Origin of the sequence: Ruegeria sp. HKCCD8929 (genome assembly GCF_013031405.1) — a bacterium.
Lineage (GTDB): Bacteria > Pseudomonadota > Alphaproteobacteria > Rhodobacterales > Rhodobacteraceae > Ruegeria.
Genome location: NZ_WPZY01000011.1, coordinates 38,464 through 50,767, shown reverse-complemented (window position 1 = coordinate 50,767; position 12,304 = coordinate 38,464). Strand labels below are relative to the sequence as shown.

Below are 12,304 nucleotides of genomic sequence, written 5' to 3'. Positions count from 1 at the left end.
CAGACCCTCGGGCGGCGAACATGCCTTTGCTGCCAAGCATCCTGAACCCGCGACTTTATCTCAGGGCAGTATTGGCCGCGATAGTTGTGTCGTTCGTTCTGTTTCAGATACTGCCGGACTTGTTTTTGTGGTCGAAGGACGCCGATCAGGACGACCGATGCCGGATCGTGTCGGTTGTCGATGGCAACACCGTGCGTACCTGGTGTCCGGCGCGCGGTGTCGAAGTCGGGCGGCTGCAAGGGTTCAGCGCGCCAAAATTGTACTATGCCAGATGCAAGTCGGAGTTTCTCGAGGCCTTTGCCGCGCGTCGGGCGCTACGTCTGGCCGTCATGGGGGCCAAGGACGTGACAATCGTCCGGGAAGGAAAGGACGTGGACAAACGGGCCCTGATCAAGGTGTGGTTGGATGGTCGATCTCTCGCCAGTCTCATGGTGGAAACGGGCCACGCCCGGCCGCATTCCGGTCGGGGTTGGCCGAGTTGGTGTCACTGACGCAGCAGGAGAAAAGCAATGTTTGACAAGATCCTGATCGCCAATCGGGGTGAGATTACGTGCCGCGTCATCGAAACGGCTCAATCCATGGGGGTGGCTTGTGTAGCGGTGTACTCGGACGCCGACACCTCGGCCAAGCATGTACAGATGGCCGATGAGGCCGTCCGCATCGGCGGTGCGGCTCCGGCGGAGAGTTACCTGAGGGGCGAGGTGATCATTCAGGCGGCGCTCGATAATGGCGCGCAGGCGATCCATCCCGGTTATGGTTTCCTTTCTGAGAACCCCGAATTCGTCGGTGCCGTCGAGGCGGCGGGGTTGGTCTTCATTGGCCCTTCGGCGGATGCGATCCGCAAGATGGGGCTTAAGGACGCGGCCAAGGTGCTGATGGAGCAGGCAGGTGTGCCCGTGGTGCCGGGTTATCATGGAGATAATCAAGATCCGGAACATCTGTCCGGCGCGGCGGACGCCATCGGTTATCCGGTGCTGATCAAGGCCGTAGCGGGCGGTGGCGGCAAAGGGATGCGGCTGGTCGAGCGTCCGCAGGACTTTGCTGCCGCGCTGGACAGCGCCCGGGGCGAGGCGCGGACGGCTTTCGGCAACGACGCGGTGCTGGTCGAGAAATACGTCGCCAAGCCCCGCCATATCGAGGTGCAGGTCTTTGGCGACGGCACCCATGCGGTGCACCTTTTCGAACGCGACTGCTCGTTGCAGCGGCGGCACCAGAAGGTGATCGAAGAGGCTCCGGCGCCGGGTATGACGGCTGAGATGCGCGAGGCGATGGGGCAGGCGGGCGTGCGCGCCGCCGAGGTCATCGGCTACAAGGGCGCGGGCACGGTGGAATTCATCGTCGATGCCTCGGACGGGCTGCGGCCCGACCGGTTCTGGTTCATGGAGATGAACACGCGTTTGCAAGTGGAACATCCCGTGACCGAGGCCATCACTGGCGTCGATCTGGTGGAATGGCAACTGCGCGTCGCTGCCGGGGAAAGCCTGCCAAAGCGGCAGGAAGACCTGACCATCACCGGCCACGCTTTCGAAGCCCGGCTTTATGCCGAGGACGTGCCCAAGGGCTTTCTGCCCGCCACAGGTACACTGACCCATCTGCGGTTCCCGGCGGGCTGCCGCGCTGATAGCGGCGTGCGGGCGGGCGACACGATCAGCCCGTGGTATGACCCGATGATCTCGAAGGTTATCGTGCACGGGGCCACGCGCGAGGTGGCGCTGGCGAAACTGGACCGGGCGCTGAGCGGCACGCAGGTAGGCGGCACCGTCACCAATTTGGCCTTCCTTGGCGCGCTGACCCGGCATGCGGGATTTGCGGCGGGCGACGTGGATACCGGCCTGATCGCGCGTGATCTGGACACGTTGGTGCGGGAGCCCGCGCCCGAGCCCCGGCACAAGGTGGCGGCAGCGATGACGGCTTTGGGGCTGTTCGAGACCGGTGAGGAAACCGGTTTCTCGCTCTGGGCGCCGCTACACCGAGCTGTGGATCTGGCCTGGCAGGGTGAGGTTTTCCCGATGGATGTGCAAGTTGCCGGGCCGGACCGGCAGCTCTGGCAGTGGGGCGAGGATCAAGTGCTTGCCGAGCGTCGCGACGGAGGCTGGCGGATCGCCGGGCAGGCGATGCCGGATGTGGCCGTGGCCGGTTCGGTTGTGACCGTGTTCGACGGATATGGACTGGCCTTTGACGTGATCGACCCGCTGGACCGGGATGCCTCCGCAGGCGGCGATACCAACGTGATCGAGGCGCCGATGCCGGGGCTGGTGAAGGCGGTGTTTGCCGAGGCCGGGCAGGCCGTGAAGGAAGGTGACCGGCTGGCCATTCTGGAAGCGATGAAGATGGAGCATTCCCTCCTGGCCGCCCGCGACGGGGTGGTGGCCGAGGTGTTGGCCGGGGCAGGGGCTCAGGTCGAGGCCGGGGCGGCGCTGGTGCGGCTGGAAGAGGAATGAGGTTGCTTCCCCTCCGGCGGCGGCGCAGGCTGCGGCGGTGGGATTTGCGTATTTGCAGCAAGAAGAAGCAGGGAAGGGCGCCGGGATGAGCGAACGGGTCGAGATATTCGAAGTGGGGCCGCGCGACGGGCTGCAGAACGAGGCGCGCGAGATCCCGGTGACCGAGAAAGTGGCGCTGGTCGATTGTCTGAGCCGGGTCGGGTTCAACCGGATCGAGGTGGCCAGTTTCGTGTCTCCGAAATGGGTGCCGCAGATGGCCGGCTCGGCTGAGGTGCTGGCGGGGATTTCCCGGGCGGACGGCATCCGCTATGCAGCGCTGGCGCCAAACATGCGTGGCTATGAGGATGCGCTAGCAGCGAAGGCGGATGAGATCGCGGTGTTTGCCTCAGCCTCCGAGGGGTTTTCCAAGGCGAATATCAACGCCAGCATCGACGAATCGATTGAGCGCTTCGTGCCGATCCTCGAGGCCGCGCGGCATATCGATCTGCCGGTGCGGGGCTATGTCTCCTGCGTGACCGATTGCCCTTATGACGGACCGACGCCGCCGGAAAAAGTGGCCGAAGTGGCGGACCGGTTGTTTGCACTGGGTTGCTACGAGATTTCGCTGGGCGACACCATCGGGCAGGCAACGCCGGCCTCGATTGCCCAGATGCTGCTGGCGGTGCGCGAGCGCGTACCGATGACGCGGCTGGCGGGGCATTATCATGACACTGCCGGGCGAGCCATTGACAATATCGACGCTTCACTGGCGCTGGGCGTGCGGGTGTTTGATGCCGCCGTCGGGGGCTTGGGCGGATGTCCCTACGCTCCGGGAGCGGCGGGCAATGTGGCGACCGAGGCGGTGGCGGCGCATCTGGAGCGGCTGGGCTATGAAACCGGGCTGAATGCGGAGGTGCTGGAAGAAGCCGCCGGGATGGCCCGGGCAATGCGTGGGGCTTAGGTGCCGGTGCTGATGTGCCTGTCCGGCTTGCCGGGCGTCGGCAAGACCACCATTGCCCGCCAGGTTGCGCGGCAGACGGGCGCGCTGTGGCTTTGGATCGATCAGATCGAAACCGCGATAAAGGCCTCGCATATGCAGACCAACGATCTTGCCGATGGCGGTTATGCGGCGGCGCAGGCGGTGGCACAGGGCGCTCTGGAGCAGGGATTTGACGTCATTGCCGATTGCGTGAACCCGATTGGCCTGTCGCGTGATGCATGGCGGGAGGTTTCTCGGAAAATCGGCGCGCGGCATCTGGACGTGGAGATCTGGTGCTCTGATGAGGTGGAACACCGCAAGCGTGTCGAGACGCGCTCGGTCGATCTTTCGGGCCGGGTTGGTCCTGATTGGCAGGCGGTGCAGGCGCGCCGATACGAGCCTTTTCCGGCCCCCGATTTCCGCATCGACACGGCCAGGACAACTCTGCGGGAGGCTGTCGCCCTTCTTGGGACGGCCATCCGGAATGAAACTCAGGAGAATGGTGATGTTTGAAACCATTGATGTTTCCACCGACGCGCGTGGCGTCGCGACGCTGACCCTCAACCGTCCCGAAAAACACAACGCCATGTCAGCGCAGATGCTGGCCGATCTGAGCGCGGCGGCGGGCCAGCTGGCTGCGGATAACGCTGTGCGGGTGGTGGTGCTGACCGGTGCAGGTAAGACGTTCTGCGCCGGCGGCGATCTGGGCTGGATGCAGGACCAGATGGCTGCGGATCCGGAGACGCGTTTTGTCGAAGCGCGCAAGCTGGCCGAGATGTTGCAGGCGCTCAACACACTGCCCAAGCCGGTGATCGGGGCCTTGCAGGGCAATGCCTTTGGCGGTGGGGTGGGGCTGGCCTCGGTCTGTGACATCGCCATTGGGGTGGACAGTCTGAAGATGGGCCTGACCGAGACGCGGCTGGGTCTGATCCCGGCCACCATCGGGCCCTATGTCATCGCCCGGATGGGCGAGGCGCGGGCACGGCGGGTGTTCATGTCGGCGCGGCTCTTTGACGTCGCCGAGGCGGTGGGACTGGGCTTGCTGGCCAAATCCGTGCCTGCCGACCAGCTGGCCGAGGCGGTCGAGGCCGAGGTGGCCCCCTATCTCGCCTGCGCTCCGGGCGCGGTGGCGTCCGCCAAGCAACTGGCCCGCGACCTTGGCCCCCGGATCGACGAAGACGTGATCGACCGGACGATTCAGGCGCTGGTGGACCGGTGGAAGACCGACGAGGCGCGCGAGGGGATCGCGGCGTTTTTCGGCAAGAGAAAACCTTCATGGAACAGTCAGGTTTGACGTCTGTTGCGCAGCGGGCGCCGTTTGCGAAATCATCCGAAATTCCGGGCGGCTAGCGCCGCGACTAAACCGCCGCTGCGCGTTTTCGCTTGGTTGACCCTCTGACCCCGCGCAGGTAGAGAATGTCCAGTCAACACGCCAATTGACGGCGCGCTTAAGAGCCGCGCGCAGGAAAGGAGCCACTCGTGGAAGAGCTGTTGCGGGAGTATCTCCCCATCCTGGTGTTTCTGGTCGTCGCCGTCGGCCTTGGAATTGTCCTGATTCTCGCGGCGGTGGTTCTGGCCGTCCGCAACCCCGATCCCGAAAAGGTCAGCGCCTATGAATGCGGCTTCAACGCCTTCGACGATGCGCGGATGAAATTCGATGTCCGGTTCTACCTGGTGTCGATCCTCTTCATCATCTTCGACCTCGAGATTGCCATGCTGTTCCCCTGGGCCGTCGGGTTCCGCGACATTTCGGATGTCGGCTTCTGGTCGATGATGGTGTTCCTGGCGGTGCTGACGATCGGCTTTGCCTATGAATGGAAGAAAGGGGCCCTGGAATGGGAGTGATGACGGGTGCAAACACCGCCGGCGTCGACAAGGAAGTCGCCACCCAGGCCCTGAATGCAGAACTGCAGGACAAGGGCTTCCTGCTGACCTCGACCGAAGACATCATCAACTGGGCGCGCACCGGTTCGTTGCACTGGATGACATTCGGTCTGGCTTGCTGCGCGGTCGAGATGATGCACACCTCGATGCCGCGCTACGATGCGGAACGGTTCGGCATCGCGCCGCGCGCCTCCCCGCGCCAGTCTGACGTGATGATCGTGGCTGGGACGCTCACCAACAAGATGGCCCCGGCGCTGCGCAAGGTCTATGATCAGATGCCCGAGCCGCGTTACGTGGTGTCGATGGGCTCCTGCGCCAATGGCGGTGGTTACTATCACTATTCCTATTCAGTGGTGCGCGGCTGTGACCGCATCGTTCCGGTGGACATCTACGTCCCCGGCTGCCCGCCGACCGCCGAGGCGCTGCTCTATGGCCTGATGCAGCTGCAACGCAAGATCCGCCGCACGGGGACGATTGTACGATGAGCGAAGCACTGAACGAACTCGGGCAGCATATCGAACTCAAGCGCCCCAATTGCGTGCTGGCCTGGGATGTGACGTATGGCGAGTTGAACATCGACGTGGCGCCATCCAACCTTGTGGAATTCGTCGAGTATCTGAAATCCGACCGGAACTGCCAGTTCTCGAGCCTGGTGGACATCACAGGTGTGGATTATCCGGAGCGGGCCAAGCGGTTCGACGTGGTCTATCACTTCCTGTCGATGTATCAGAACCAGCGCATCCGCCTGCGGGTGTCGATCCGCGAGGATGACATGGTGCCGTCGATCATCGATGTGCACCCCTCGGCCAACTGGTTCGAGCGTGAGGTGTTCGACATGTTCGGCATCCTGTTCTCGGGCCATCCGGACCTGCGGCGCATCCTCACCGACTATGGTTTCCGCGGCTATCCGCTGCGCAAGGATTTCCCGACCACCGGTTACACCGAGGTGCGCTATGACGAGGCGCAAAAGCGCGTCGTCTATGAGCCGGTCAACCTGGTGCAGGAATACCGCCAATTCGACTTCATGAGCCCGTGGGACGGTGCGAACTACATTCTGCCGGGAGATGAGAAACAGGAGAACACGTGATGGGAAGCATCTGGTGGCTGATCCTTTCTGCGCTGACTATCATTCCGATGGTCAAGCTGCTGCCGTTCTTCGGGATCAACAAATACTGGTGTCTGGTCTGTCTGATCCCGTTCGGCACAATTGCGCTGTTGTGGTGGATGGGGATGAAACTGCAGGAGCTGGAGCGCCGCTGACATGCTGACATTGCTTGGAGAACTAGCGGCCCTCGGCGCGTTGGGGTTGTTGCTGGCGGGGGCGGCTGCCAAGGCCGCGCAGGCGGAAAAGGCCCGCGTCCCGGCCGAGGCGAAAAAGAACAAGCGGGGGCGGCGCTGAGCCGACCCTGAGCACCGGCCTCCGGGGCCGGACCGAATGACAAGCCGGGCACTGCGCTCGGACAGGAGAGACACGATGATGGATGGCGGCAAGGGCTTCGAAGACGCTCTGACGGGCGAGCAGAAGATCCGCAACTTCAACATCAACTTCGGCCCGCAGCACCCTGCGGCCCACGGCGTGTTGCGTCTGGTGCTGGAACTGGACGGAGAGATCGTCGAGCGCTGCGACCCGCATATCGGCCTGCTGCACCGTGGCACCGAAAAGCTGATGGAAAGCCGCACCTACCTGCAGAACCTGCCCTATTTCGACCGGCTCGACTATGTGGCGCCGATGAATCAGGAACATGCCTGGTGTCTGGCCATCGAAAAACTGACCGGGGTCGAGGTGCCGCGCCGGGCCTCTCTGATCCGGGTGCTCTATTCCGAGATCGGGCGCATCCTGAACCACCTGCTGAATGTGACCACGCAGGCGATGGACGTCGGCGCGCTGACCCCGCCTCTGTGGGGCTTCGAAGAGCGCGAAAAGCTGATGGTCTTCTACGAACGCGCCTGCGGCGCCCGCCTGCACGCGGCTTATTTCCGTCCCGGCGGTGTGCATCAGGACCTGCCACCGGAACTGCTGGACGATATCGAAGCGTGGAGCCACGAATTCCCGGCTGTTCTGGACGACATCGACGGGCTGCTGACCGAGAACCGCATCTTCAAACAGCGCAACGCCGATATCGGCGTGGTGACCGAGGAAGACATCCTGAACTACGGCTTCTCGGGCGTCATGGTGCGCGGCTCGGGTCTGGCCTGGGACCTGCGCCGGGCGCAACCCTATGAATGCTATGATGAGTTCGAGTTCCAGATCCCCGTCGGCAAGAACGGCGACTGCTACGACCGCTATCTCGTCCGCATGGAGGAAATGCGTCAGTCGCTCTCGATCATCCAGCAGGCCATCGCCAAGCTGCGCGATTGCCCCGGCGACGTGCTGGCACGCGGCAAGATCACCCCGCCGAGCCGTTCGGACATGAAAACCTCGATGGAAAGCCTGATCCATCACTTCAAGCTGTACACCGAGGGCTTCCACGTGCCCGCGGGCGAGGTCTATGCCGCTGTCGAGGCGCCCAAGGGCGAGTTCGGCGTCTATCTGGTCGCCGACGGCACCAACAAACCCTACCGCGCCAAGCTGCGCGCGCCGGGGTATCTGCACCTGCAAGCCATGGACCACGTTGCCAAGGGCCACCAACTGGCCGACGTTGCCGCCATCATCGGCACCATGGACGTCGTTTTTGGAGAGATCGACCGATGAACCGCCTTCTTACTCTGAGTGCTCTCTCCGTTGCGGGGCTTCCCGCCTTTGCGGGCACGCAGCCTGATATCAGCGATCTGGTGACCGATACGATCGGGTACACGACGATCCGGCCCGGTGTGGTTTTGCTGGAAGGGGAATCCATGGGGACATTCATCTGCCGCTTCGATGTCAGCGACGAGGACTTTCAGGCTTTTGCCGCGAGCGGCGAGCTGAAGCAGGCCGCAGACCGCGTGGTCTGCATTCCGATTGAGGAGCTTGAAAAGTAAATGCTGCGCCGTCTGCATCCCGAACAACCCGACAGCTTTGCCTTTACCTCCGCCAATCAGGCTTGGGCCGAAGCGCAGATCACCAAATACCCCGAGGGCCGTCAGGCCAGCGCGGTCATCCCGCTCTTGTGGCGTGCGCAGGAGCAGGAGGGCTGGCTGAGCCGCCCGGCGATTGAATCCGTCGCCGACATGCTGGGCATGGCCTATATCCGCGTGCTTGAGGTTGCTTCCTTTTACTTCATGTTTCAGTTGCAACCGGTTGGCTCCGTTGCACATATTCAGGTCTGCGGTACCACGTCCTGCATGATCTGCGGCGCCGAGGATCTGATCGCGGTCTGCCGCGAGAAAATCGCCGACAAGCCGCATGTGGTGTCCCCCGATGGCAAGCTGAGCTGGGAAGAGGTGGAATGCCTCGGCTCCTGCACCAACGCGCCGATGGCGCAGATCGGTAAGGACTACTACGAGGATCTGACCTCCGAGAGTTTTGCCCGGATCATTGACGATCTGACCGCAGGCAAGGTGCCGGTACCGGGTCCGCAGAATGGCCGCTACGGCGCGGAACCGCTCAAGGGGCTGACCAGCTTGACCGAGTATGAAAGCGGCCGGACACAATACAACGCCTCGGTGCAACTGGCCGCCGATATTGGCGACAGCGTCAAACGGATCGACGGGACCGAAGTGCCGCTGTTGACCCCTTGGCTGGGCGAGGATGGCAAAACCGCTAGCACGAAGGCGTCGGAAAAACCGCCAGCAGCGCCAGCGGCGCCGAAACCCGCCGTGAAACAGGCCGAAGAAGCCAAGGCGGCCAAGCCTGCCGCGAAACCGGCCGAAAAGGCGGATGCAACCGCCGAGGAGCAGCCCCACACCCTGCAAGCCGCGCGTGAAGGCGGGGCGGACGATCTGAAACTGCTCAAGGGCGTGGGCCCCAAGCTGGAGCAGACGCTGAACGAACTGGGCTTTTACCATTTCGACCAGATCGCGGCCTGGACCCCGGCGCATGTGGCCTGGGTCGATGCCCGGCTCAAGTTCAAGGGCCGGATCGAGCGTGATGGCTGGATCGAACAGGCGGCACAACTGGCAGCGGGCGAAGAGACCGATTTCGCCAAACGCGCCAAGGATGAAGGCACCTACGAGAAATAGGGGCCGGGAATGAGACAATGGGCGTCCTCATCCGATGGGCGCCGGGATGAACCGGAAGCGATGAGCACGGACAAGGAACACGCCATAGCCCGCAAGGGCCGCTACATCGGACTGGTCATCGCGGTGACCATGCTGGCTTGGCTTGCGCTGACCCTGTTCATCGGTCCCGCCATCGGCCTGCCGGGCCGGTATGCCCTGCTGTTCGACTTCGCCGCGCTGGCGGGGTTTATCTATGCGGGGGTCAACATTTTTCAACTCTGGCGCATGCGTCAGGATAGCCAAAGGTAAGTCGAGCGATGCTGAAGGATCAGGACCGGATCTTTACCAACATCTACGGGATGCACGAGCGCACGCTGAAAGGCGCGCAGGCCCGGGGGCATTGGGACGGCACCGCTGGCCTGATCGAAAAGGGGCGTGACTGGATCATTCAGACGATGAAGGACTCAGGTCTGCGCGGGCGCGGCGGCGCCGGCTTTCCCACTGGTCTGAAATGGTCGTTCATGCCCAAGGAAAGCGACGGGCGTCCGGCCTATCTTGTTGTGAACGCGGACGAATCCGAGCCCGGCACCTGCAAGGACCGCGAGATCATGCGTCATGATCCGCACACGCTGATCGAGGGTTGCCTGATTGCGTCCTTCGCGATGAACGCGCATGCCTGCTACATTTACATCCGCGGTGAATACATCCGCGAGCGCGAGGCGCTTCAGGCCGCGATTGACGAAGCCTATGATGCAGGGCTGCTGGGCAAGAACGCTGCCGGTTCGGGATGGGATTTCGACCTGTTCCTGCACCACGGCGCAGGCGCCTATATCTGCGGCGAGGAAACCGCCCTGATCGAAAGCCTGGAAGGCAAAAAGGGCATGCCGCGCATGAAGCCCCCGTTTCCGGCGGGCGCGGGCCTTTATGGCTGTCCGACCACGGTGAACAACGTCGAATCCATCGCCGTGGTACCCACCATCCTACGGCGCGGCGCTGATTGGTTCGTAGGCTTTGGCCGCCCCAACAATGCGGGTACCAAGCTGTTCGCCGTCTCGGGTCATGTGAACAATCCCTGCGTAGTCGAAGAGGCGATGTCGATCTCATTCGAAGACCTGATCGAGACCCATTGCGGCGGCATTCGCGGCGGCTGGGACAACCTGTTGGCGGTGATCCCTGGCGGCTCGTCCGTGCCATGCGTGCGCGGCGAGAACATGCGCGACGCGCTCATGGATTTCGACTATCTGCGCGGCGAGCTGGGCTCGGGCCTTGGCACGGCTGCGGTGATCGTGATGGACAAATCCACCGATATCATCAAGGCGATCTGGCGTCTGTCGAAATTCTACAAGCATGAAAGCTGTGGTCAGTGCACACCCTGCCGGGAAGGCACCGGCTGGATGATGCGCGTGATGGACCGTCTGGTGCGCGGCGAAGCCGAACTGGAAGAGATCGACATGCTGTTCGATGTCACCAAACAGGTCGAGGGCCACACCATCTGCGCGCTTGGCGACGCTGCGGCTTGGCCGATCCAGGGCCTGATCCGCAACTTCCGCGAAGAGATCGAGGACCGCATCAAGGCGCAGAAATCTGGCCGCATGGGAGCGATGGCAGCCGAATGACCAATGGTCCCAGAAATACCCTCCGGTCTCTTGCCGCAGTCGCTGCCACGGCGGGTGCAGGCTCTGCGTCTGCCGACAGCACCGCCGCGCTTGACCAGGCTGTCGGCCAGATTTTCGCGGCGGACATGATCAGCAGCTCATGCCAGGGGATCGGCCGGATCGGTGGCTCGGACTATCAGCAGTTCGTTCACGCTGCGTCCGACATGGCGGCAGAACAGGGGCTGAACAAGCGCATGATGCGGCGGCTTTTGATTTACGGAAAGACAGCCTGGCTGGAACAACAGGCGGCAGCGGTTCTGAGTGCTCGGGGCGTCGATCCCGGAAATACCGGCAAGATGTGTGCCTTTGCGCAGGAAGTGGCGGGCAAGAATGACACGATCGGGCGATTTCTGATCAAGGAGTGAGTTGATGGAAGGCTTTGACGCATATTCCCACGCGATTGCCTCACTGGTGATCTTCACGCTGATCGTTTTGGCCATGTCGCCATTCTCGGCGCTGGCCAAACAGGGCAAGGGGTTGGCCCCTGGAGCTACGCCTGAACAGGACTATGCGGACAAGGCCTATCGCCTGAACCGGGCCTATCTGAACGGCACCGAAACGCTGCCGGCATTCCTGACGGTGACCGTGGCGGCGATCCTTGCCGGCGCCAGCCCGTTCTGGGTGAACCTTCTGGCCTCGCTCGCGCTGCTGGCGCGGATCTTGATGCTGATCATTCATCTGCGCGGCACAGGCAATCCGCATGGCGGGGTGCGCTCGATCTTTTACGTGGCGGGATGGGCCTGTATGGCGGTTCTGGGCCTCATGGCATTGGTGGCGGCGTTTTGATTCAGCCGGACGGATATCACCTGGCCGAACTGAACGTCGGTCGCCTGCTGGCCCCGACGGACGATCCGCGCGTGACCGAGTTCATGGAGGCGCTCGACCGTGTGAACGGGCTGGGCAAGCGCATGCCGGGTTTCGTCTGGATGATGGAAGGCTCGGGCGAGCCGGGGACCGGCAACACCGAAAACAATATCGGGGACGATCCGCAATTCGTTGCCAATCTTACGGTCTGGGAGGATACGCCCAGCCTGGAACGGTTCGTCTGGGGAACCATCCACCGGCAATTCTATGAGCGTCGGCAGGAGTGGTTCGAACTTCTGGGCGAGATGCATTTCGTCATGTGGTGGGTGCCGAAGGGCCATAAGCCAACGTTGAGCGAGGCATTGGAACGCCTGAAGCACCTGCGGGCCCATGGTCCCAGCGACCATGCATTCGGCTGGAACGAAGTGAAAGAAGCCACCATGTGGCGCAGCCATGGCTGCGCGCCGGTAGCGGCGGAGTGA

At 63.0% G+C, this 12,304-nt stretch carries 18 protein-coding genes; all 18 read left to right on the top strand.

Translation table 11 applies throughout. The annotated features are described in order from the left end of the window. Positions 1-20 precede the first annotated feature (20 nt). The 18 genes from GOX53_RS16780 to GOX53_RS16695 all read left to right on the top strand — a co-directional run bounded on the left by GOX53_RS16780 (position 21) and on the right by GOX53_RS16695 (position 12,304). The gene (locus GOX53_RS16780) at positions 21-491 is read left to right on the top strand and encodes a thermonuclease family protein (RefSeq protein ID WP_171178312.1); all 471 of its coding nucleotides are present in this window, start codon (positions 21-23) and stop codon (positions 489-491) included. Positions 492-509: 18 nt separating this feature from the next. Beyond that, positions 510-2,441, top strand: coding sequence for an acetyl/propionyl/methylcrotonyl-CoA carboxylase subunit alpha (locus tag GOX53_RS16775; RefSeq protein WP_171178310.1), 1,932 nt, complete (start codon positions 510-512; stop codon positions 2,439-2,441). 85 nt (positions 2,442-2,526) lie between these two features. Beyond that, the gene (locus GOX53_RS16770; RefSeq protein ID WP_171178308.1) at positions 2,527-3,381 is read left to right on the top strand and encodes a hydroxymethylglutaryl-CoA lyase; all 855 of its coding nucleotides are present in this window, start codon (positions 2,527-2,529) and stop codon (positions 3,379-3,381) included. Then, positions 3,382-3,912: an AAA family ATPase gene (locus GOX53_RS16765; protein ID WP_171178306.1), complete on the top strand. Its 531-nt coding sequence runs from the start codon at positions 3,382-3,384 to the stop codon at positions 3,910-3,912. Further along, on the top strand, positions 3,905-4,693 hold the full coding sequence (locus GOX53_RS16760; protein WP_171178304.1) for a crotonase/enoyl-CoA hydratase family protein: 789 nt from the start codon (positions 3,905-3,907) through the stop codon (positions 4,691-4,693). The genes GOX53_RS16765 and GOX53_RS16760 overlap by 8 nt, the downstream gene beginning before the upstream one ends. A gap of 185 nt (positions 4,694-4,878) precedes the next feature. Next, the gene (locus GOX53_RS16755; RefSeq protein WP_171178302.1) at positions 4,879-5,244 is read left to right on the top strand and encodes an NADH-quinone oxidoreductase subunit A; all 366 of its coding nucleotides are present in this window, start codon (positions 4,879-4,881) and stop codon (positions 5,242-5,244) included. After that, a complete protein-coding gene (locus GOX53_RS16750) occupies positions 5,235-5,768 on the top strand; it encodes an NADH-quinone oxidoreductase subunit B family protein (RefSeq protein WP_170494185.1) in 534 nt (177 codons plus the stop codon). Before GOX53_RS16755 ends, GOX53_RS16750 begins: the two co-directional genes overlap by 10 nt. Continuing rightward, complete coding sequence (locus GOX53_RS16745) at positions 5,765-6,370, top strand: NADH-quinone oxidoreductase subunit C (protein ID WP_171178300.1); 606 nt, start codon at positions 5,765-5,767, stop codon at positions 6,368-6,370. Before GOX53_RS16750 ends, GOX53_RS16745 begins: the two co-directional genes overlap by 4 nt. Continuing rightward, a complete protein-coding gene (locus tag GOX53_RS16740) occupies positions 6,370-6,543 on the top strand; it encodes a hypothetical protein (protein ID WP_171178298.1) in 174 nt (57 codons plus the stop codon). Before GOX53_RS16745 ends, GOX53_RS16740 begins: the two co-directional genes overlap by 1 nt. 1 nt (position 6,544) lies before the next feature. After that, positions 6,545-6,682: a hypothetical protein gene (locus GOX53_RS16735; RefSeq protein ID WP_171178296.1), complete on the top strand. Its 138-nt coding sequence runs from the start codon at positions 6,545-6,547 to the stop codon at positions 6,680-6,682. Between the two features lie 78 nt (positions 6,683-6,760). Then, positions 6,761-7,975, top strand: a complete 1,215-nt coding sequence (locus GOX53_RS16730) for an NADH-quinone oxidoreductase subunit D (protein ID WP_171178513.1) — start codon at positions 6,761-6,763, stop codon at positions 7,973-7,975. Beyond that, positions 7,972-8,244 (top strand): hypothetical protein, encoded by a 273-nt coding sequence (locus GOX53_RS16725; RefSeq protein ID WP_171178295.1) that lies wholly within the window; start codon positions 7,972-7,974, stop codon positions 8,242-8,244. Before GOX53_RS16730 ends, GOX53_RS16725 begins: the two co-directional genes overlap by 4 nt. Beyond that, positions 8,245-9,384 carry an NADH-quinone oxidoreductase subunit NuoE gene (nuoE, locus tag GOX53_RS16720; RefSeq protein WP_171178293.1) on the top strand — a complete coding sequence of 380 codons (1,140 nt, stop codon included), beginning with the start codon at positions 8,245-8,247 and terminating at the stop codon, positions 9,382-9,384. It abuts the gene before it with no gap. Between the two features lie 60 nt (positions 9,385-9,444). Further along, a complete protein-coding gene (locus tag GOX53_RS16715) occupies positions 9,445-9,672 on the top strand; it encodes a DUF5337 domain-containing protein (protein WP_171178512.1) in 228 nt (75 codons plus the stop codon). An 8-nt stretch (positions 9,673-9,680) separates the two neighbouring features. Continuing rightward, entirely contained in the window at positions 9,681-10,979 is a 1,299-nt protein-coding gene (gene nuoF / locus GOX53_RS16710) for an NADH-quinone oxidoreductase subunit NuoF (protein WP_171178291.1), read from the top strand. After that, the gene (locus tag GOX53_RS16705) at positions 10,976-11,383 is read left to right on the top strand and encodes a DUF5333 family protein (protein WP_171178289.1); all 408 of its coding nucleotides are present in this window, start codon (positions 10,976-10,978) and stop codon (positions 11,381-11,383) included. The genes nuoF and GOX53_RS16705 overlap by 4 nt, the downstream gene beginning before the upstream one ends. A 4-nt stretch (positions 11,384-11,387) precedes the next feature. Further along, positions 11,388-11,804 (top strand): MAPEG family protein, encoded by a 417-nt coding sequence (locus tag GOX53_RS16700; protein ID WP_171178287.1) that lies wholly within the window; start codon positions 11,388-11,390, stop codon positions 11,802-11,804. Beyond that, positions 11,801-12,304 (top strand): DUF3291 domain-containing protein, encoded by a 504-nt coding sequence (locus tag GOX53_RS16695; protein ID WP_254446594.1) that lies wholly within the window; start codon positions 11,801-11,803, stop codon positions 12,302-12,304. The genes GOX53_RS16700 and GOX53_RS16695 overlap by 4 nt, the downstream gene beginning before the upstream one ends.